This window comes from Rhizobium sp. N731 (assembly GCF_001664145.1).
In the GTDB taxonomy this organism is placed as follows: domain Bacteria; phylum Pseudomonadota; class Alphaproteobacteria; order Rhizobiales; family Rhizobiaceae; genus Rhizobium; species Rhizobium esperanzae.
The window spans coordinates 65,234-85,303 of sequence record NZ_CP013603.1 but is presented as its reverse complement, the minus strand read 5'-3'; the positions used below and the strand labels follow the sequence as shown (position 1 = coordinate 85,303).

The 20,070-nt window shown below is 62.8% G+C and carries 15 protein-coding genes and 1 pseudogene; 8 read left to right on the top strand and 8 right to left on the bottom strand.

What is annotated here, in order from left to right; translation table 11 throughout:
• The first annotated feature begins 4 nt into the window (after window positions 1–4).
• Genes AMK02_RS22095 through AMK02_RS22085 form a run of 3 tightly spaced genes read left to right on the top strand, consistent with a single transcriptional unit; the run spans window position 5 to window position 3,155 of the window.
• Window positions 5–1,870, top strand: a complete 1,866-nt coding sequence (locus AMK02_RS22095) for an acetyl/propionyl/methylcrotonyl-CoA carboxylase subunit alpha (RefSeq protein WP_064807171.1) — start codon at window positions 5–7, stop codon at window positions 1,868–1,870.
• Complete coding sequence (locus AMK02_RS22090; protein WP_064806785.1) at window positions 1,870–2,322, top strand: MaoC family dehydratase; 453 nt, start codon at window positions 1,870–1,872, stop codon at window positions 2,320–2,322. The genes AMK02_RS22095 and AMK02_RS22090 overlap by 1 nt, the downstream gene beginning before the upstream one ends.
• Window positions 2,319–3,155 (top strand): HpcH/HpaI aldolase/citrate lyase family protein, encoded by an 837-nt coding sequence (locus tag AMK02_RS22085; protein ID WP_064806784.1) that lies wholly within the window; start codon window positions 2,319–2,321, stop codon window positions 3,153–3,155. Before AMK02_RS22090 ends, AMK02_RS22085 begins: the two co-directional genes overlap by 4 nt.
• 18 nt (window positions 3,156–3,173) lie before the next feature.
• Here AMK02_RS22085 and AMK02_RS22080 read toward each other — a convergent pair whose 3' ends face one another.
• The 3 genes from AMK02_RS22080 to AMK02_RS22070 all read right to left on the bottom strand — a co-directional run bounded on the left by AMK02_RS22080 (window position 3,174) and on the right by AMK02_RS22070 (window position 6,719).
• Window positions 3,174–4,625 (bottom strand): efflux transporter outer membrane subunit, encoded by a 1,452-nt coding sequence (locus AMK02_RS22080; protein WP_064806782.1) that lies wholly within the window; start codon window positions 4,623–4,625, stop codon window positions 3,174–3,176.
• Between the two features lie 115 nt (window positions 4,626–4,740).
• The gene (locus AMK02_RS22075) at window positions 4,741–6,030 is read right to left on the bottom strand and encodes a HAMP domain-containing sensor histidine kinase (RefSeq protein ID WP_064806780.1); all 1,290 of its coding nucleotides are present in this window, start codon (window positions 6,028–6,030) and stop codon (window positions 4,741–4,743) included.
• Window positions 6,031–6,032: 2 nt separating this feature from the next.
• Window positions 6,033–6,719, bottom strand: a complete 687-nt coding sequence (locus AMK02_RS22070; RefSeq protein WP_064806778.1) for a response regulator — start codon at window positions 6,717–6,719, stop codon at window positions 6,033–6,035.
• Window positions 6,720–6,872: 153 nt separating this feature from the next.
• On the opposite strand from AMK02_RS22070, the pseudogene AMK02_RS22065 reads away from it, so the two are divergent.
• From AMK02_RS22065 to AMK02_RS22045, 5 genes and pseudogenes are all read left to right on the top strand, one after another.
• Window positions 6,873–7,810 (top strand): annotated as a pseudogene (locus tag AMK02_RS22065) (efflux RND transporter periplasmic adaptor subunit); the annotation flags it as partial.
• 34 nt (window positions 7,811–7,844) lie between these two features.
• Entirely contained in the window at window positions 7,845–8,834 is a 990-nt protein-coding gene (locus AMK02_RS22060) for an SDR family NAD(P)-dependent oxidoreductase (RefSeq protein WP_064806777.1), read from the top strand.
• Window positions 8,835–8,913: 79 nt separating this feature from the next.
• Entirely contained in the window at window positions 8,914–9,270 is a 357-nt protein-coding gene (locus AMK02_RS22055) for a hypothetical protein (protein WP_064807170.1), read from the top strand.
• A gap of 545 nt (window positions 9,271–9,815) precedes the next feature.
• Window positions 9,816–10,874 carry an efflux RND transporter periplasmic adaptor subunit gene (locus tag AMK02_RS22050; protein ID WP_406869906.1) on the top strand — a complete coding sequence of 353 codons (1,059 nt, stop codon included), beginning with the start codon at window positions 9,816–9,818 and terminating at the stop codon, window positions 10,872–10,874.
• On the top strand, window positions 10,874–14,029 hold the full coding sequence (locus AMK02_RS22045; protein WP_064806773.1) for an efflux RND transporter permease subunit: 3,156 nt from the start codon (window positions 10,874–10,876) through the stop codon (window positions 14,027–14,029). Before AMK02_RS22050 ends, AMK02_RS22045 begins: the two co-directional genes overlap by 1 nt.
• Window positions 14,030–14,248: 219 nt before the next feature.
• On the opposite strand, the gene AMK02_RS22040 is transcribed toward AMK02_RS22045, so the two are convergent.
• The 5 genes from AMK02_RS22040 to AMK02_RS22020 all read right to left on the bottom strand — a co-directional run bounded on the left by AMK02_RS22040 (window position 14,249) and on the right by AMK02_RS22020 (window position 20,062).
• Window positions 14,249–14,968 (bottom strand): ribonuclease activity regulator RraA, encoded by a 720-nt coding sequence (locus AMK02_RS22040; RefSeq protein WP_064806771.1) that lies wholly within the window; start codon window positions 14,966–14,968, stop codon window positions 14,249–14,251.
• Between the two features lie 10 nt (window positions 14,969–14,978).
• Window positions 14,979–16,721, bottom strand: a complete 1,743-nt coding sequence (gene araD / locus AMK02_RS22035) for an L-arabinonate dehydratase (RefSeq protein ID WP_237358362.1) — start codon at window positions 16,719–16,721, stop codon at window positions 14,979–14,981.
• 82 nt (window positions 16,722–16,803) lie between these two features.
• Window positions 16,804–18,225: a hypothetical protein gene (locus AMK02_RS22030; RefSeq protein ID WP_064806770.1), complete on the bottom strand. Its 1,422-nt coding sequence runs from the start codon at window positions 18,223–18,225 to the stop codon at window positions 16,804–16,806.
• The gene (locus tag AMK02_RS22025) at window positions 18,222–19,238 is read right to left on the bottom strand and encodes a hydroxyacid dehydrogenase (RefSeq protein WP_064806768.1); all 1,017 of its coding nucleotides are present in this window, start codon (window positions 19,236–19,238) and stop codon (window positions 18,222–18,224) included. The genes AMK02_RS22030 and AMK02_RS22025 overlap by 4 nt, the downstream gene beginning before the upstream one ends.
• Window positions 19,235–20,062, bottom strand: coding sequence for a sugar phosphate isomerase/epimerase family protein (locus AMK02_RS22020; RefSeq protein ID WP_064806766.1), 828 nt, complete (start codon window positions 20,060–20,062; stop codon window positions 19,235–19,237). Before AMK02_RS22020 ends, AMK02_RS22025 begins: the two co-directional genes overlap by 4 nt.
• Window positions 20,063–20,070: the final 8 nt, after the last annotated feature.

The window sequence follows — 20,070 nt, the reverse complement described above, 5'->3', positions numbered from 1 at the left end:
GGCGATAATGGAAAGCCTTCTCATTGCCAATAGGGGCGAGATCGCCCGCCGCATCATCCGGACAGCAAAGATCGCCGGCATCCGTACGATCGCCGTCTACTCCGAGGCCGATGCCGGCCTGCCCTTCGTGAGAGAAGCCGACGAGGCGATCGCCATCGGCCCGCCGCCCGCCCGCGAAAGCTATCTGTCCGAGGCACGCATCCTCGAAGCAGCCCGCAAAACTCGTGCTACCGCGATCCATCCGGGCTACGGCTTCCTGTCGGAAAATGCCGAATTTGCCGAAGCGGTCGAGAAGGCCGGCTTCATCTGGGTCGGGGCGCCCCCGGCCGCAATCCGGGCGATGGGACTGAAGGACGCCGCCAAGGAACTGATGCAGGCGGCCGGCGTACCGGTCACACCGGGTTATCTCGGGCCGGACCAGAGCGAAGCAAGGCTTGCAGCTGAGGCCGATGCCATCGGCTACCCTGTTCTCATCAAGGCTGTCGCCGGCGGCGGCGGCAAGGGCATGCGCCGCGTCGACCGCCGTGAGGATTTCAGCGAGCTCCTCGCCTCCTGCCGCCGTGAGGCCGCCGCCTCCTTCGGCGACGACCGCGTTCTGATCGAACGCTATATCGCCAATCCGCGCCATATCGAGGTGCAGGTCTTCGCCGACAGCTTCGGGAACTGCGTCCATCTCTTCGAACGCGACTGTTCGCTGCAGCGCCGCCACCAGAAGGTCATCGAGGAAGCCCCCGCCCCCGGCCTCGATGCTGCCACCCGCACGGCGATCTGCGATGCGGCGGTGAAGGCCGCAAGAGCGGTGAACTATGTCGGCGCCGGCACGATCGAATTCATCGCCGATGCCTCGCAAGGCCTGCGTCCCGACCGTATCTGGTTCATGGAGATGAACACGCGCCTGCAGGTGGAGCATCCGGTCACTGAAGCAATCGCCGGCGAGGATCTGGTGCTCTGGCAGCTGAAGGTGGCAAACGGCGAGCCGTTGCCGAAAAACCAGGACGAGATCGCCATCAACGGCTGGGCCTTCGAAGCCCGGCTCTATGCCGAAAATCCCGCCGCCGGCTATCTGCCCTCGACCGGCCGGCTCGACCATCTGAAACTTCCAGAGGCGGTCCGCGTCGACAGCGGCGTCGAACAGGGGGATGAGATCACCGCCTTCTACGACCCGATGATCGCCAAGATCATTGCGCATGGGCCGAACCGCGAGGCCGCCCTGTCGAAGCTCGCAGCCGCCTGTGCCGGCATCGAGGTCTGGCCGGTCAGATCCAATGCCGGTCTTCTTGCCCGCATCGCCGTCGACCCGGATTTTCGCGCCGCCCGAATCGATACCGGCTTTCTCGACCGCCATGGTGAAAGCCTGGTGGCGAAGGAGCCGGATGAGACGACAATCGACAAGGCGGCCACGGCACTTTCGAAGGCCGCGAATGAGGATCCCTGGTCGGCGCTGACCGGTTTTCGCATCGCCGGGCCAGGCGACGGCCGCGTCCGGGTGCGCATCGACGGTCACCTCCGCTGGGGGCGCGTACGACCCGACCTTGAGGCGAATGCCGTTTGGGCCGACGAGAAGACCGTGCTTTTCGAGGCCGGCAATGCCTGGCCGATCGGCCTGCCTCATGCAGGTGAGGTCGAGGCAAGCCAGGGTGCAAGCGACGGCGCCATCCTTTCGCCCATGCCCGGTCTCGTCATATCGGTCGATGTCGCCGAAGGCGACGCTGTTGCAAAGGGGGATCGTCTGCTGACGGTCGAAGCGATGAAGATGGAACATGCTCTACGCGCGCCCTTCGACGGCATCGTTGGGAAATTGCAGGTTTCCACGGGCGTCCGGGTTTCGGAAAACCAGCTGGTCGTCAGCGTCATCAAGGAGGAGGCGTGATGGCCGGCCGCTATTTCGACGAATGGACGGTCGGCGACCGCATCGCCCACGAGATCCGCCGCACCGTCACCGAGACCGACAATCTGCTGTTCACGACGCTGTCCCACAATCCGCAGCCGCTGCATCTCGATGCCGATTATGCCGCCGGCACCGAGTTCGGCCGGATCGTCGTCAACGGCACTTTCACCTTTGCGCTCACCATCGGCCTTTCGGTCGGCGACACCACGCTCGGCACGCTCGTCGCTAATCTCGGCTATGACAAGGTGACGATGCCGAAACCGGTCTTCATCGGCGACACGCTGCGGGTGGAAACCGAAGTGACGGAGCTGCGGCGCTCGAACTCCCGCCCCGATGCCGGCATCGTCACCTTCCGACACTTGACCCTGAACCAGCGTGATGAAATCGTCTGCCAGTGCCTGCGCACGGCGATGCTGAAGGTAAAACCGTCATGAGGCTGCGCTCGCTGCTCTTCGTGCCCGGCGACCGGCCGGAGCGTTTCGACAAAGCGCTCGCCTCCGGCGCCGATGCCGTCATTCTCGATCTGGAAGATTCAGTTGCGCCCGCGAACAAGCCAAAAGCACGGGAGGCCGTGCACGAATTCGTCCTCGGCCATACCGGCGAGACCGCTCTCCTGATCCGCGTCAATCCCCTCACCTCCCCTGAATTCGAAGCCGACCTTGCCGCTCTGAACGGTCTTCATCCCTTTGCCATCATGTTGCCGAAGGCCGAGGGGGCCGTTTCCGTGGGCAAACTCGCAGCCTCGTTGACGCCGGCCGTTCCCATTTTGCCGATCGCGACGGAAACGCCGTCCGCGATCTTCGAGATCGGCAGCTACCGCGAGGTCTCGACGAAGCTTTGCGGCCTGACCTGGGGCGCCGAGGATCTGCCCGCCGCAATAGGGGCTGCGACCGCGCGGAGGACGGATGGCCGTTATACGCCGCCTTACGAGCTTGCCCGCTCGCTCACTTTATTCGCAGCCCATGCCGCCGCCGTTCCGGCAATCGATACCGTCTATCCCGATTTTCGCGATCTCAACGGTCTCAGGTCCTATGTCGGCCGTGCCCGGCGCGACGGCTTTTCCGGCATGATGGCCGTTCATCCGAACCAGGTCGAAGCGATCAATCACGCCTTCACACCTGACGCCTCCGAGGTCGCCTGGGCCGAGAAAGTCGCCGCCGCCTTTGCCGCCAGGCCCGACGCCGGCGTCATCCAGCTTGACGGACGCATGCTTGACTTGCCGCATCTCAAACTTGCGCTGCGCATTCTGGAAAGCGCCGGACGATAGGCCCGACCTCCCATCCAATCAGCCCGACTTAGCAGTTTGCTTGGAGGCGGCCTGTTCCGGCTCGAGATAACCGGCGCCGATGGCCACATAGAGGTCGACATAATCCTTCGCGACCTGCTGCACGGTGGCAGCAAGGCTCTCCTGAGCATTTGAGACCGAGCGCTGCGCATCCAGGACGTCGAGCAGCGAAGAGGCGCCATCCTTGTAGCTCGTGGTCGAAAGCGCCAGCGATTCCTGCGCCGTCTGCACCTGCCTGCGCAACGGTCCCAGCGCCTGCGTGTCGTGGCGAACGGCCGCAAGCGCGTTCTCGACCTCTTCGACCCCGTTCAGCACCGCCGCCTTCCACGCCAGATATTGGGTTCTGGCATCGGATTTCTCGATGTCGACATTGGCCCGCAACTTGCCGCCATCGAAAATCGGCAGGTTGAGCGTCGGGCCGAACGACCAACTGGTCAGGCTTGCGCCGCTGGCGCCCGATGATTTGACCCAGCTCGGCGAAATCGAGCCGGAGAGCGAGATCGACGGGTAAAGCTGGGCTTCGGCTGCACCGATATCGGCCACAGCCGCCGCCAGCTCGCGTTCGGCCTTTCTTATATCGGGACGGTTGCGGATAAGATCGGCCGGAATGCCGGCGCGGATGTCGCCGCGGAACACCGGCTGGCCTGTATTCTTGCGCAGCTCGTCCGTCAGCGAAGCCGCCGGCATTCCGAGCAGAGTGGCAATGTGATGGGTCGACTCGGTGAAGCTCTGTTCGAGGCCGGGAATGTCCGACTTTGTCGACTGTACCAAGCCCTCGGCCTGAACGACGTCGAGGCGGGAGGCCGCACCGGCTTTCAGCTGCAGCTGCGTAAGTTCGTAAGTCTGCTGGCGGGATTTCAAATTCGCCTGTGAGAGTGCAATCCGTTCCTGATAGTAGCGGGCGTCGACATAACTCTCGACGAGGTCTTTCAGAAAGGTGAGCCTCGCATTGTCGGCCGTCGCATAAGCGGCTCCAAGCGAGGCGATGGCGCTCTCTTTCGAGCGACGGTACTGGCCGAAGACGTCGAGCAGCCAGGACAGGCTGGCATCGCCTCCCGTCGTGTTCGTGGTGCCGACCGTCGTGCGCAGCCGCCCCTTCTCGCCGGATATCGTGTGCGATGCGTCCACGCTCAAGCTCGGCAGAGCGCCTGCCCCAGCAATCGTGACGTTGGCGAAAGCGGAGTTGATGTTCTCGAGCGCCTGCAGCACATCGAGGTTCTCTCTGAGGCCGTGAGTGACCAGCCCGTCGAGCTTCTTGTCGCGATAGGCCGTCCACCATTCAGTCGCCACGACATCGCCGTTGCTCTTGCTGCTCCCCGCTTCGAATTTGGCGGGAAGCGGCATCTCAGGGGGGACGTGATCCGGGCCGCTGACGCAGCCGGTCAGCAGCAGTGTGAATGCGGATGCGGCGTAGCGGAGGGATGAGAGTCTTGTGCGAAGCGAGGTACTCACTGGCGAGCCTTCTGAACCGGGATTGGGCGTTCAGGCTTAGCGGTGCCAGCGTTAACAGCAGTTAAGAAACTGTAAAGTTAGGTAAAATCCGGCGCGCCTCAGCGGGCGATCCGGATCAGTTTTCATCGTCGGCTGCACCATAGGACGTTGGCCTCCTGGGAAGCTCCAGTGTGATCGCCAGGCCGCCGGCATCCGGTAGCGACGCATGCACGCGCCCGCCGTGACGTTCGATGGCCTGCCTGGTGATGGCGAGGCCAAGACCGTATCCTCCTTTCGGCACCGCCTCTTTTCCGCGTGAGAACGGCTGAAAGATCCGTTCAAGCTCATCCCGCCCGACGCCAGGCCCCTGATCCGTGACGCAGACCCTGAGGCGCTCGGCAGTCCACTCGCAGGAAACGCTTATGTGCGAATGCTCGGCGGTGTATTTGACGGCATTGCGCACGACGTTTTCGAAGGCCCGGTAGATCAGTTCACCCTCGACCTCGGCCCGAAATGTGCCGTCGATGCTCGTCGTGATCGAGACCTTCCGCGCCTGGGCTTCGAAGGCCGCATCGCCAAGAATTTCGTTCAGCAGTTCGATGACATCAAGGGTCTGCGTCTTCAGCGGCCGGCCGGATCCGGCCGTCAGCCTGGCAAGGGTCAATACCTCCCCTACCAGCATGTCGAGGCGTTCGACCTCCCGGTCCATTCGATCCAGCATGGCGGCGAGTTTGGCTGGGCTCTGCCTGAGTACGCCGACGGCGGCCTGCAGGCGGGACAAAGGCGAACGCAGTTCATGAGAGACGTCGTGAAACAGCCTCTGCTGCGCATCCTGAAGTTCCTGAAGCCGTGCGGCGGTCGAATCGAAGTCGTAGGCGAGCGCCGTCACCTCGTCCTTCCGGCCGGCCATCTTGTCGCCAATGCGAAAATCGAAGCGGCCATGCGCAAGCGCGCTCAAGCCATCGCGCAAATGCACGACGGGGCGGATCAAATACCGGGCGAGCGCGCCCGCCGCAATCGTGCTCGCAACCAGGATGGTGAGCCACGGTATGATAGGACCAAGCCTATCGAACGTGAAGCTGGGGGGCGCTGAGAGAGAAAGCCGATAGCAAATCCCATCCCTCAGCACGTCCCGGGTGGTGACCGTGCTCTTCGTGGTACAGGCGCCGGCTTCAGCAGGCTTCGAAAGCGTAAGGCCGAGGGGCTGAGTTCTCTCGCTTGTCCGAACGAAACGCGCGGCGGCGTCTTCGCCGTCGTGGAGCAGGATGTTCTCCGTCAGATTCATGACAATCGCCCGTCGCTCCTGGTCCAGCTGCCGCGCAAACGGAACCGCTTGAAGGAATTTGACGAGCAGGATCACGACTGCGAGGCTTATCGCCAGCGTCAGCCAAATGATCCTGAAGAACTTCCAGAAAAGACGTGGCATTTTCAGTCCATGAGAAGCTGGTAACCCTGGCCACGAACGGACTGGATCCAGGATTGCCCGTCCTCCCTCAGCCCGAGCTTCTGACGGACGCTGCTGATATGGACGTCGATACGCCGGTCGAACGGCGTAAGCGGCTTGCCGAAGGCGCGTTTTGAAATGTCCTGCTTCGACACGAGCTGACCGCCATTGCGGGCAAGAACCTCAAGCAGGCTGAATTCCGTGCCGGTCAGATCAAGGGGTTCTCCGCGCCACTCGGCAATCCTGCTGCCCGGATGGATCACGAGCTGCCCGGCCCTCACCGTGTCGATCGAGACTCCGGCGACCGGCTGACCCGCTCGACGCAGGATAGCGCGAACCCTCGCCGCAAGTTCGCCGGGCGAGCACGGCTTCGGCACATAATCGTCGGCGCCGAGATTGAGACCGGATATCCGATCGACATCATCTCCTCGGGCGGTCAGCATCAGAACGGGGACTTGGCTGAGCTTCCTGATTCTCTGAAGCACTTCGATCCCGTTCATTCGCGGCATCATGATGTCGAGCACAATAATGTCGGCCGTGTTGCCGGCGGCTGCGGCAATCGCCGCACGGCCATCCGTGTCAGTGGCGACGTCATATCCTTCTTCCGTCAGATATTCCTGCAGAAGCGTCGTCAGCTCGACGTCGTCGTCGATGAGGAGAACCTTGTTCATTCGCGTCGTCCGTCATTCATGTCAGCGGTCATACAGCACAAATGGGAACACTCCATCAATTTTACCCAGCTTAACACTAACTTGACCGCACTTTACGTTCGTCCCGCTACTGATCGATATGACGGCATCGATCGGCTCTGACACGACCTGCCGGTGCTTAAAACGGCAAGGAGTGGCATCGTGAGAAAGTCGCTTGGGACAGTTGCCGCCGCATGCATCGCGGCAACGCTTCTCTTTCTCTTGCGCAATGCCATGCTGGAGCAGGTGGCTGCGCCCGCGCTGACCGTCTCACTTTCGGCGCAGCGGGACGGACCTGAGACCATTCCCGCAGGCGGATGGCTGAAACCGTGGCAGGAAGCGATTGTCGCCTCCGAGGCGAGCGGCCTGCGCATAACCGATGTTCTCGTCGATGTCGGTTCCGTCGTCACCAAGGGACAGACGCTCGTCCGGCTGTCGCAGAAAAGCGTGCTGGCCGATATGCGCAAGCAGGAGGCGGCCGTCGCAGCCGCCAAGGCAAATCTGTCCAAGGCCAAGCTCAACGCCGACCGGGCACGGCAGTTCTCCCCAGCGGGAGATCTTACCGCCGAAAAGATCGCCGAATATCTGGCCGACGAACGGGCGGCAGAAGCGAGCCTTGCATCTGAAGACGCGGCGCTCGACAGTGAAAAGATCAAGCTTGCGCAGACGACCATCACCGCCGTCGACGACGGCCTCATCATCTCGCGCTCCGCCGAACTGGGAGCTGTCGTCTCGGCCGGTGCTGAGCTGTTTCGCCTTGCGCGCCAACAGCGCGTCGAGTGGCAGGCCGAAGTTCAGGCGCACTACCTCCCGCGCATCGCAGAAGGTCTGAGCGTCGAAATCAACGGACCGGATGATCGGCCAATTCAAGGCAAAGTCAGGCTTGTTGCACCTTCGGTCAGCACCGATACCAGCCGCGTGATCGTCTATGTGGCGCTTCCCGCGGACTTGCGTCCGCGCACCGGCCTTTATGTGACCGGCAATATCGAACTGAAGACCGCTCCAGCCCTGCCACTTCCCGCGAGCCGATCATGTTCGGGGACCGGATAAACTGCGCCGCGACTGCGGCCCAAGGAATCGAGATGGATAATTACGAGATGATCAGCCATGGATAGAACCAAGCCACAGCGTGTTGTCGTCATGACCGGAGTCACCGCGGGGCTTGGCGCACACGCTCTACGGCACATCGCCGCCCAGCCCGACACGCGCGTCATCGTCGATGCCCGTGGAAATGGACGGAAAATCCCGCGTGGCGTCGAGGTGATACCGCTCGATCTCGCCTCGCTTGCCAGTGTCCGCCAATTCATCAACACGGTAAGGGATCAACTCGGTGAAGCCGGCATCGACGTCCTCGTCCTCAACGCTGGCATGCAGTCCTCCACGAGCGAAGGGCGGAGTTCGGACGATTATGAGCTGACATTCGCGGTCAATCACCTCGCACATTATCTGCTGGCAAGACTGCTGCTGCCTGATATGGCCGACCACGGCCGCCTGATCATCACCACCAGCGAAACCCATGATCCCGCCGTTACTCCGATCGCTCCCAAGACTCTTGAGCCGCAGGTGCTGGCGCGCCCGGGCAAGAGTGGCTTCGGCTCGGGAATACGCGCCTATGCCGCCTCCAAGCTGTGCAATCTTTTGACCGCACAATCCTTCGCTGCTCTCGATGACGTCAAGGCACGCGGGATCACCGTCGTCGCCTTCAGCCCCGGCCTCACCGGCGGCACCTCGCTCGGCCGCGACAGTCCGCGCGTCGCACGGGCGCTTGTCATGTTCCTGATGCATACTGTCTTCCGCCTGGTCGGCCTCTTCCGTCCCGAATACGTGGTCGGAACACCTGAGCGCGCCGGCGAAGCACTGGCCGAGGTCTCTCTTGGCGCCGTCACCCTGCCGGCGGGCCGAATTTATCTCTCCCTCGTCAAGGGCAAACCAACATTCCCCGATCCCTCGGCGCTGGCGCAAAGCCCGGACGCCCGGGAACGGTTGTGGCGCGAAAGTGCCGTCATGGTCGGCCTCGGTCAAATGGCAGGCGATATCGGCGAACCGGACGCAGGTGAACACTACCGTGACCGCGGCAATGAGGCCGCTGTCCCTTGATAGCAACGGAAAACAGATGCCGCGACATGCGCAATCTGACGCTCGCTTTCCTGATATCAGAGAAAGAAAGGATACCAGCATGAAACGTCTAACGCTCGCGATGGCGGCCGTCGCGGTTGTTGCCGCAGCACCCGCTTTTGCCGCAGAGGGAAAAGCCTATCTGCCGCCGCAGACAGCGGCCGCTATTATCGCCAATGGAAAGCCGTGGTCGGCGGAAGCGCCAAATGGCAGGAACTTCAAACTCACTCTGAACAAGGATGGCACGGGGAACATCAAGGGGCCTCTGCTGTTTCAGCTGACCGTAAACTGGGCCGTCAAAGGTGACGCGATGTGCATCTCCGGCACGATGATGTCGAAGTGCCTCCGGTTCCGCGAGATTCCCGACGGTCTCCAGGCTTGGGATGGGGAGAAGCCCGACCTGAAGCTCACCCACTAGAGCTTTTCCGGGTTAGATTGAAGCATTGGCTCAAACGAAGTCGGATGGTCGACCGGCCGGCGCGCGTCGTAGCCCAGCTCTACGGCCAAGCCGGCCGGTCGATCAGCCGGCCCGTTTCAGCCAACCCGAAGGGCCGGGCATCTTTCCGCCAGGATCAGAGGCGATCGGCTCGGACATACCTTGGGGTATGCCCGTCGCCAATCGCCTCTGCCCTGACGAAAACCTGCTCCGGCAGAATGCTTCAATCTAACCCGGAAAAGCTCTAGCTTCGCAGGATTTTGGGCCGTCTCGGCCCAAAATCTTTACTTGCGCCCAATTTCCGAGCAGGCACGATCCCGTCCACCGCTCGCCCGTCGGCCATGATATCCCGCGGCTTGACAGCTCCATGTTCGGGCACTCCGCCCAACTTTACCCAGCTTAACACTAACTTGACCGCACTTAACGTTCGTCCCGCTACTGGTAGCAGGGGCGGCATCGGTCATGCGGCAGGATTTGCCCGCGCCTGTGCCGGAACTGCAAGGATTTGATCGTTGAAAAAGCCGTCTATGACATTTGCCGCCTTATGCGTCGCGGCCGCACTTCTGTTTTCCTTTCGCGGCGCCGCGGCCGAGCAAGCCGCCGCACCCGCGCTCACCGTCTCGCTGACGGCGCCGGAGCAGCGGGATTGGCCTGAGACAGTGCCTGCCAGCGGATGGCTGAAGCCCTGGCAGGAAGCAGTCATCGCGTCCGAGACGAGCGGTCTGCGGATAACCGATGTTCTCGTCGATGTCGGCTCCGTCGTAACGAAGGGGCAGACGCTCGTCCGGTTGTCACAGGAGAGCGTGCTGGCCGACCTTCGTAAGCAGGAGGCGGCCGTCGAGACCGCCAAGGCAAGCCTTGCGAAGGCCAAGGCCAATGCCGACCGGGCACGACAGCTCCAACCCTCAGGTGCGCTCTCCGACGAGAAAATTGTCGAATATCTCGCGGACGAGCAGACGGCTGAGGCGACTCTTAAGTCCGAAGAAGCGGCGCTCGACAGCGAAAAGATCAAGCTTGCACAGACGACCGTCGCTGCCGTCGACGACGGCCTCATCACGTCGCGCTCCGCCGACCTCGGCGCTGTCGTCTCCGCCGGCACTGAACTCTTCCGCATGGTTCGCCAGCAGCGGATCGAATGGCAGGCCGAGGTTTCAGCACGTTACCTTCCGCGCATTTCAGAAGGTTTGCGCGTCAAGATCAACGGACCGGACAACGAATTCATCGAAGGCAAGGTGAGGCTGGTCGGTCCGTCGGTCAGCACCGATACCAGCCGGACGATCGTCTATGTCGCGCTTCCCGCAGACGCACGTCCTCGCACCGGACTCTATGTGACCGGAAATATCGAGCTGCAGACCTCCCCGGCGCTGACCGTTCCCGAAACGGCAATCGTGTTCCGGGACGGGATCAGCTACGTCTTTACCGCCGCCGCGGATCAACGGGTGCAAAGGGTCCGGGTCGAAACCGGTCGCCGCAACAATGGCGAAGTGGAAATCGTCTCGGGCATAGAGCGCTCGGCCAAAGTGGTGACTTCGGGCGGCGCATTCCTGTCGAATAATGACCTTGTGAAGATTGCGGAGAAAAACTGATGAACTTCTCAGCATGGTCCATCCGCAACCCCGTACCGGCGATATTGCTGTTTGTGATGCTCACCGTTGGTGGGTTCCTGGCCTTCAACCGGCTGCCGATCCAAAACTTTCCCGATATGGACCTTCCGACGATCACCGTCAGCGCCACGCTCGAAGGAGCGGCGCCGACGCAGCTTGAGACCGAGGTCGCCCGCCCTATCGAGGATAGTCTCGCCGCGCTCAGCTATCTCGACCATGTCACCACGACGATCACTGATGGCAGCGTCTCGATCAAGGTTTCCTTCAAGCTGGAAAAGGATAGCGAAACAGCGTTGAACGAAGTCCGCAATGCCGTCGACAGCGTCAAGGGTGATCTGCCGGCGCAGATGGAGACGCCGAGCGTCACCAAGGTCACGGTACAGAGCACCGCACTGGTTACCTATGCCGTACGGTCGACCGCTCTCAACGAGACCGAGCTGTCCTGGTTTGTCGATAACGATCTGACGAAAGCGCTGCTGTCCGTCTCCGGCGTCGGGCAGGTCAATCGCATCGGCGGGATCGACCGCGAGGTTCATGTTGATCTCGATCCTTCGACGATGGCCTCGCTCGGAGTTACCGCCGCAACCGTGTCGTCACAGTTGAAGGCCGTGCAGGCGGATACGTCAGGTGGCCTCGGCGAAATCGGCGGCACCCGTCAGACGCTGCGGACACTCGGCGCCCTGCCATCGGTCGAAGCGCTGAAGGCGCTCAGAATTCCGCTGGCCAACGGCCAGCAGGTTCGCCTCGATGAGGTCGCATCCGTCACGGACAGCTTTGCCGAGCGCTCCTCGCTCGCCTATCTCGACGGCAAACCGGTGATCGCGGTCGAAATCAAGCGTTCGAACGGCTTTTCCGACAGCGGTGTCGCTGCCGACGTCGACAGGACGATCAAACAATTCGCAGCCGCGCATTCCAACGTGCAGATTGATGAGGCTTACAGCACGATTGGGCGGATCCTCGACAATTACGACGGCTCAATGGAAATGCTGTACGAAGGCGCGATCCTCGCTATCGTCGTCGTCTGGTTGTTTCTTCGCGACTGGCGGGCAACGATCCTGTCGGCCGTGGCGCTGCCCTTGTCGGTCATCCCGACCTTCCTCGTCATGTACCTCGCCGATTTCAGCCTGAATATCGTCACGCTGCTGGCGCTGTCGCTGGTGGTCGGCATCCTCGTCGACGATGCCATCGTCGAGATCGAAAACATCGCCCGCCACCTGCAGATGGGCAAGCGGCCTTTCGATGCAGCACTCGAAGCCGCCAACGAGATCGGGCTTGCCGTTATCGCAACCACCTTCACGCTGGTCGCGGTTTTTCTGCCGACGGCCTTCATGAGCGGCATACCGGGTCTCGTGTTCCGTCAGTTCGGCATCACCGCGGCCGTCGCCGTTCTTGCCTCGCTCGTCGTCGCCCGCCTGCTGACGCCAATGATGGCGGCCTATTTCATGAAGGCGCATTCGGCCGAGGCAACGGATGGACGGGTCATGACCGCCTATATGGCAGTCGTGAAAGCGGCCATGCGCCGCCGGAAGACCACGGTGGCCCTGACCGCGGTCGTCGTTGCGCTGTCTCTTTCCACCATCCCCTTGCTCAAATCAGGTTTTCTGCCTGCTTCCGACGATGCGCGAACCCGCATCACGCTCACCATGCAGCCGGGCGCCACCATTGAGCAGACCGATGCCGCCACCAGGAAGGCCGCCGACATCGTCGGCAAGCTCAAGGACGTCACGCGTGTCTTTTCCTCGGTGGGTGTCGCCTCTTCGAACGGCGGCGGGCCTAACGTCACCACCTCGAGCGATCTAGGCTCTGCCACGATCGTCGTCGTGCTCAAACCCATCGATGAGCGCAATCGCAAGCAGTCGGAAATTGAAAACGACATCCGCCAGGCCCTCTCGGCCCTCCCCGGCATGCGGGTGGAGGTCGGCAACGGCTCTAACGGGACGAAGCTCGAGATCACGCTCGCCAGCGACGATGCAAACGCACTCGATACGGCGGGCGCGGCGCTTGAGGAACAGCTCCGCACCATAAAGGGCATTGGAGCCGTGACGTCGACGGCATCCCGTCAGGCTCCGGAAATTCAGATCACCCCCGATTTCACGCGTGCTGCGGCACTTGGGGTAACATCGACTGCCATTGCCAGCGCAGTGCGCGTCGCAACCAACGGCGAATATTCCTCAGACCTGCCCAAGCTCAATCTGCCTCAGCGGCAAGTTCCCATCGTCGTTCGCTTCAGCCCCGAGTCCCGCACGAAACTCGACGACATCAGGAACATGCGGGTGGCGGGCACGAACGGCAATGTCGACCTCGGATCGATTGCCGATATCCGCATCGGCGGCAGCCCCTCCGAAATCGATCGAATCGACCGCATGCGCAATGTGACGGTGTCCGTCGAACTCAACGGCCGCATCCTCGGCGATGTCAACCGCGAGGCACAGGCGCTGTCGGCACTTCGGCATCTGCCGCCGGGCGTCACGCTTGTTGAACAAGGCGAGCTTCAGCGCAGTTCGGAACTCTTCCAAAGCTTCGCGCTCGCAATGGCAATTGGCGTGTTCTGCATCTATGCGGTTCTCGTCGTGCTCTTCCACGATTTCCTGCAGCCGCTCACCCTGCTGATGGCTCTGCCGCTCTCGCTTGGCGGGGCATTGGTACCGCTCGTCGTGACTGGAACCAGCTTCTCCATGCCGGCCGTCATCGGCCTGCTCATGCTGATGGGCGTGGTAACGAAGAATTCTATCCTTCTCATCGAATATGCGATCATGTCGCGCCACCAGGGCATGTCGCGGTTTGACGCCCTGGTGGATGCCTGCCACAAACGCGCTCGGCCGATCGTCATGACCACCATTGCCATGGCATCCGGTATGCTTCCGGCGGCTCTCAGCCTGATGGGCGGCGATTCCAGCTTCCGACAGCCGATGGCCATCGTGGTGATTGGCGGGGTCATCATGTCGACGCTGCTCAGCCTTATCGTCATCCCCGTCATTTTCACCTTCGTCGACGACCTGCATGAGGCATTGAAGCGTCTCGTGCGCCGGTCCGGGCCGCACGATGAAGCCGCGGAAAGGGAGCCGCAGGCCTCCAACGATCGCACCGCGATCGCTTTACTCCCCGAACAATCCAGGCGCGGACAAGGTCAGCGATGACGTGCGGTCCGCAAATGTATCCCCACACGGTTCCACGCCGCCTGACGCTCGGCACTTGTGGCAAACCTGTTCGGTCGCGTTCCAACCCTCACAGGAACAAGACCGCGGGACGTGTCCCCCCGCAGGCGGTATCATGCCGCCTGCGCGTCCTGCCATCGGATCGGCAAGCATGCAGGGTCAAGCTCATCGACATGAAGAGAACATAACGTCCTCAGCTGGTCAGCGGCCGTGTTTGGCCCGCCAGGCGGCGAATTCCTCGAGATTGCGCGGCTGCGTCGCCGGATAGAGACCGATGATCGATTGGCCGGCCTGCACGCGCTCGGTAACGAAATCCTCATAGGCGGTCATTTCCACGGCCTCCTCGGCGATCTCGTCAGCGAGCTCGGCGGGAATGACGATCACCGCTTCGTCGTCGCCGACCATGATATCGCCGGGCCAGACCGCCACGTCGCCGCAACCGATCGGTACATTGATGTCGAGCGCCTGGTGCAGCGTCAGGTTCGTCGGCGCCGAGGGGCGGTTGTGATAGGCAGGGATGGCCAACCCCGCTATTTCGGGGCTGTCGCGGAAACCGCCATCGGTGACGACACCCGCCACGCCGCGCACCATCAGCCGCGTGACGAGGATCGAGCCGGCGGAGGCGGCGCGCGGATTCTTGCGGCTGTCCATCACCAGCACGGAGCCCGGCGGGCAGGTTTCGACACAGGCGCGCTGCGGGTGTTCCGGATTGCGGAAAACCTCGAGCTTGTTCAGGTCTTCGCGCGCCGGAATGTAGCGGAGCGTATAGGCCGGGCCTACCATGTTGCAGCCTTTGTGAGCGACCGGCTGCACATCCTGGATGGTCTGGTTGCGCAGGCCGCGCTTGAAGAGCGCCGTGCTGATGGTGGCGACGCTGACCCGCATGAGTTTGTCGCGCGTAGTGTCCGAAAGTGTCGTCATACATGTCCTCCTAGAAAATGTCCGGTTCTCCGGCTGCCGCACCGAATTCGGGCAGCAGATAATCGAAGTCGCAACCCTTGTCGGCCTGGCTGACATGGGAGGCGTACATCCAGCCGTAACCGCGGCCGAAACGATCCGCCGGCTTCATCCAGGCGGCGCGGCGCCGGATCAGCTCCGCCTCATCGACCAGCATGTCCAGCCGGCGGCTGGGAATATCGATCCTGACGATGTCGCCGTTCCGCAGCAGAGCGAGCGGACCGCCGACATGGGCTTCGGGCGCCACATGCAGCACGCAGGCGCCGTAGCTGGTGCCGCTCATGCGCGCATCCGACAACCGCAGCATATCGCGATGTCCCTGCTTCAGCAGCGCCTTGGGCATCGGCAGCATGCCCCATTCCGGCATGCCGGGACCGCCGAGCGGCCCGGCATTGCGCAGCACCATTACGTGATCCGGCGTCACATCGAGTGTCTCGTCCTCGACCGCCGCCTTCATGTCGGGATAGCTGTCGAAGACCAGCGCCGGCCCTTGATGCACATGGAAGCGCGGATCGCAGGCCGCCGGCTTGATCACCGCGCCGTCGGGCGCCAGATTACCCTTGAGCACGGCAAGCGAGCCCTCCGGATAGATCGGATTGGAAAGCGGCCGGATCACGTCGTCATTATAGATCTTTGCATCGGCCAGCGCCGCGCCCAGCGTTTCACCCGAAACCGTCAAGGCGTCCAGATCGAGCCGCTCGCGAATCTGCGACATCAGCGCCAAAAGGCCGCCGGCATAGTAGAAATCCTCCATCAGATAGGTCTTTCCGGACGGACGGACATTGGCGACGACCGGAGTGACGCGGCCAAGCGCGTCGAGATCGTCAAGCGTCAGCGCCACCCCTCCCCTGCGCGCCATGGCCAGGAGGTGGATGACGGCATTGGTCGAACAGCCGGTCGCCATGGCGACCGTCGCGGCATTGCGAATGGCCGCCGGGGTGACGATCCGGTCCGGCGTCAGATCTTCCCAGACCATCTCGACGATCCGCCGGCCTGAATGAGCCGACATGCGGATATGATTGGCATCGGGCGCGGGAATGGATGAGGCTCCCGTCAGCGTCAGTCCCATCGCATCGGCAATTGCGGTCATCGTCGAAGCGGTGCCCATCGTCATGCAGTGGCCGTAGGAACGCGCGATGCCGGCTTCGATGCCGGCCCATTCTTTGTCCGATATCGTTCCCGCGCGCCGCTCATCCCAATATTTCCAGGCGTCCGAACCGGACCCGAGCTGCTGGCCCGCATAATTGCCCCGCAGCATCGGCCCCGCCGGCAGGTAGATCATCGGCACGCCGGCGCTGAGCGCGCCCATGATGAGGCCCGGCGTGGTCTTGTCGCATCCTCCCATCAGCACGACGCCGTCGACGGGATGGGCGCGGATCTGCTCCTCGGTCTCCATCGCCAGGAGGTTGCGGTAGAGCATGGTCGTCGGTTTCATAAAATTTTCCGACAGCGCCAGCGCCGGCATCTCCACCGGAAAGCCGCCAGCCTGCAGCACGCCACGCTTCACGTCTTCGACGCGATGCTTGAAATGGGCGTGGCAAGGATTTAGGTCCGACCAGGTGGACAGAATGCCGATCAACGGCTTGCCGGCCCAGTCGCCGGCATCATAACCCATCTGCATCAGGCGCGAGCGGTGGCCGAAGCCGCGCAGGTCCTCGGATGCGAACCAGCGCGCCGACCGCAGCTCCCCCGGTGTCTTGACGGTTTTCAATGACATGCCGACCAGCCTCCAATATTGACATAGCTTGAAGTATCCGAGGCCAGCAAGATACAGGCTCCCGTCTGAACGTCCATGGATGTCAAGAGAGCCGCTCCATCGCTTCGAAATCAGGCAAGGCGCCGCTGGCGTAACCGATCGCCGTCAGCGAGCCGATGTCGATCCGGCCGCCGCGGATCGACAGGATCGGCCCGTCGGCGCCTTGCTGGTAGAGATCCGGGTGGGCTGCGGCAAAGCGCGCTTGCTCTGCCTGAGGCGCACCCTGCATGCCGGCCACATAGTGATGACCGTTACGCTCGACATGGGAGAGGCCGAGCAGTGAGACCAGCGCCAGATCCTGCTGTACCGCAATTCCGGCCTGGCAGGTGAGATCCTCGCCGGAGAGGAACAGTCCCGGCACACCTCCCGTCCTGATGCGGACCGCCTTGATGAGCGAGCGGTAAATGCCCTTGCAGGTCTTGGAGGAGACGCCGGTATAACCGAGCCCCCGGGCGCGGGCGAAGGCATCGTCGCCATCATCGCTCTCGTCGATCAGAAAGGGCAATTGCGCCGCCAGATCTCCCAGCGGCGTCTCCATGGTGATCTCGCGCGAGAACGGCTGCTCGACAAAGGCGATGGTCGCCCGCAACCTCTTCAACCGCGGGGTTTCATCGATCCGCGCCAGCACGGCGCCAAGCTGATCGGCGGCGCCGAACTGTTCGTTGCCGTCGACCGTCACCCGGTAGTCGGGCAAGCGGTCCAGCACGGCGGCGATCCGGGCCAGGCGGTCGATATCGGCATCGATCGCGCCGGACAACTTGATCTTGAACCAGCGGTTGCCGTAACGCGTTATCACGGCCTCGAGGCTTTCCGGCAGGCCGTCCTCGACGGGATGGGCGACATCGCCCTCGGTGATCGGGTCGAGCAGTCCGATCGTGTGCCGGGCTGCGATCGAACCGGCAGGGCGAAGGTCGGCAAGCGTCGCCGATGACGCATCCGCATGGATATCCCCCGGCAGCATCGGCCCGCCGATACCGATGAGATTGCGGCGCACCGCATCGAAGAAGGAAATGCCTGCAAGGCGGCAATAGGCGTCGAGCGCCGCGCGGGCGACAAGCGAAGGGCCGAAGCCGGCCGCCAACGGATTTCCGGGCAGGCGCCGCACCGTCTCCAACTCGTTCAGCCGGGCAGCGGCAAACAATGTCGTCGGCGTGGATGCTTCAAGGGACGCAGCGCCGGCAAGGCGGATCGAGGCGCGCAGTTGATCGACATTTTGCGCCGGCGTCAGGGCCGGATTCTTGTCGAACCATTTCGGCACCATCATCTCGGCGGCGGCGCCGATGGCGGTTTTCCCTTGCTCGTCCTCGATACGAACCCTGAGAAAGGCCTGCGGCGCCTGCTCAAGGGTAGCCGCACCGAAGCGAAACGGCAGGCGCAGCCGGATATCGCGCTCGAAGGCGTCGATCTCGACGATTCTGACACGCGGCGCCTCCACAGGCCCTCCAATGCTTCTGTCCATGGTCATGCCATCCGCTCGAGCATGGCGCGGGTCACCTCGTGGTGGAGCGCTTCTCCGCGAAGCAGCCGGCCGATCTCGTCCACCATGGCCTGCCCCTGGGCGAAATGTGCCTCTTCGGTGTGGCCAGCAGTATGAGGCGAAATGGTGAGGTTGGCGAGCGCAGGGTCGCGGAAAGGGCTGTCAGGATGCAGCGGCTCGTTGTCAAAGACATCAAGTGCCGCTTCGATACGGCCGGACCGGATTTCGGCGAGCAATGCTGTCTCATCAACGAGTTCGGCACGGGCCGTATTGATGAACAGGGTGCCCGGACGCAGCAGCGCCAGTTCGCGGGCACCGATCATGCGGCGCGTTTCGGGCAGGACGGGCGCATGCAAGGAAATCACCTCGCTTTGAACCAGCGCATCCTCCAGCGCGACACTGACAACGCCAAGTGCTGCGGCCTCCCTCTCGTCCAAATAGGGATCAACGACCAGTACGCGACAGCCGAACGGAACGAGCAGGCGCATGACCGCCCGTCCGACATATCCGGCGCCGACGATGCCGACCGTGCGGGCGCCCAGCAATCTCTGCGGCACTGCTGCACGAACGTCGAGCCATTCGCCGCCTCCACGCAATTGAGCATGCAGCTGGTGAATGCCGCGCATGGAAAGCAACGCTTCGGCGACGACGAATTCGGCAACCGAGGCAGCAATTTTCGAGGCAGCATGGCTGACGCGAAGGCCCTCATCGAACAGACGGGCAGGAACGAGCGTGCGGATGCTGCCGGCCGAATGCGCGGCGAGGGCAAGTTGCGGATGGCGCTGGCGCGTGGCGGCATCGAAGGGCGGCGTTCCCCAGCCGGTCAGGCAGGCGGTGGCGCCTTGCAGCAGCCGGTCGGCATCGGCGGCGTCGATAACGGCGCCGGTCGGCCAGCGCACCTCGCCGAGAGCGTTCAACTCAGCGGTCGCCGCATCGTCCAGCATCATGCGGCGGGTCTTTTCGGTCAAAAGGACGGCAATGATGGAAGCCTGCTCGTTCATCTTTCTGCTTCTTTCGCTGCGGCGACCAGGCGCCTGAGATAGGCAAGATCGGCGCGGACCTTGTCGAGCGCCTGCGGCCGGGGAACCCGGTATTGGGAATGCACCGAGAGCACACCGGCAAATCCGGTGACGACCAGATGGGGGATGATTTCGTTCCAGGGCACCATGCCCTCGTCGAGCCCCTGCCAATCCGAATGCCATGCGCGCTGACCGCCGGCGCCGTAAGCGCCGGGAAACCAGCCGCCATTCTTGACGCCCAAGCAGCAGAACCATGGATCGAGAACGTCGAGGGTGAGGCGCCAGTCCTCGCTTCCCTCGCGAACGATCTGATTGGCTGGATCGGGATAGACGCCGATCCGCGCCGGATCGTGTCCGGTCAGCAATTGCAGCGCCAGCGCGCCCGAGCTGTGCAGCGTCCCGCCGTGGAGCTGGATGGTCAGCTTGATGCCGAAGCGTGCGGCCAGGCGCTCAAAGCCGTCAAGATCGTGCCGCGCCTCGTCGAGCTGGACTCTCCAGCGTCGAGAGGGATCATAGCGCCAGAAACCGAGCCTGATCTGCCCGATGCCAGCCTCGCCGCAATGCCCGAGAATCCGGGACGTAGCATCGTCGGGCCGTGTGGAATCAATCGTCGCCATCGGTATGCGAAGGCCGGCCGCGGCTAAGAGTTTCACCGCCTCGACAATCTGCTCCGGCCTGTCGGGGGAAACGGCATGGCCGTCGCGGATGAGCAGGTCGGCACAGTCGAAGCCCAGATCGGCGGTGATCTCCGCCGCCTTTTCGAGCGGCAGTCCCTCCAGTGTCTTGGTGAAATAGGCGATATCCATGATCAAAT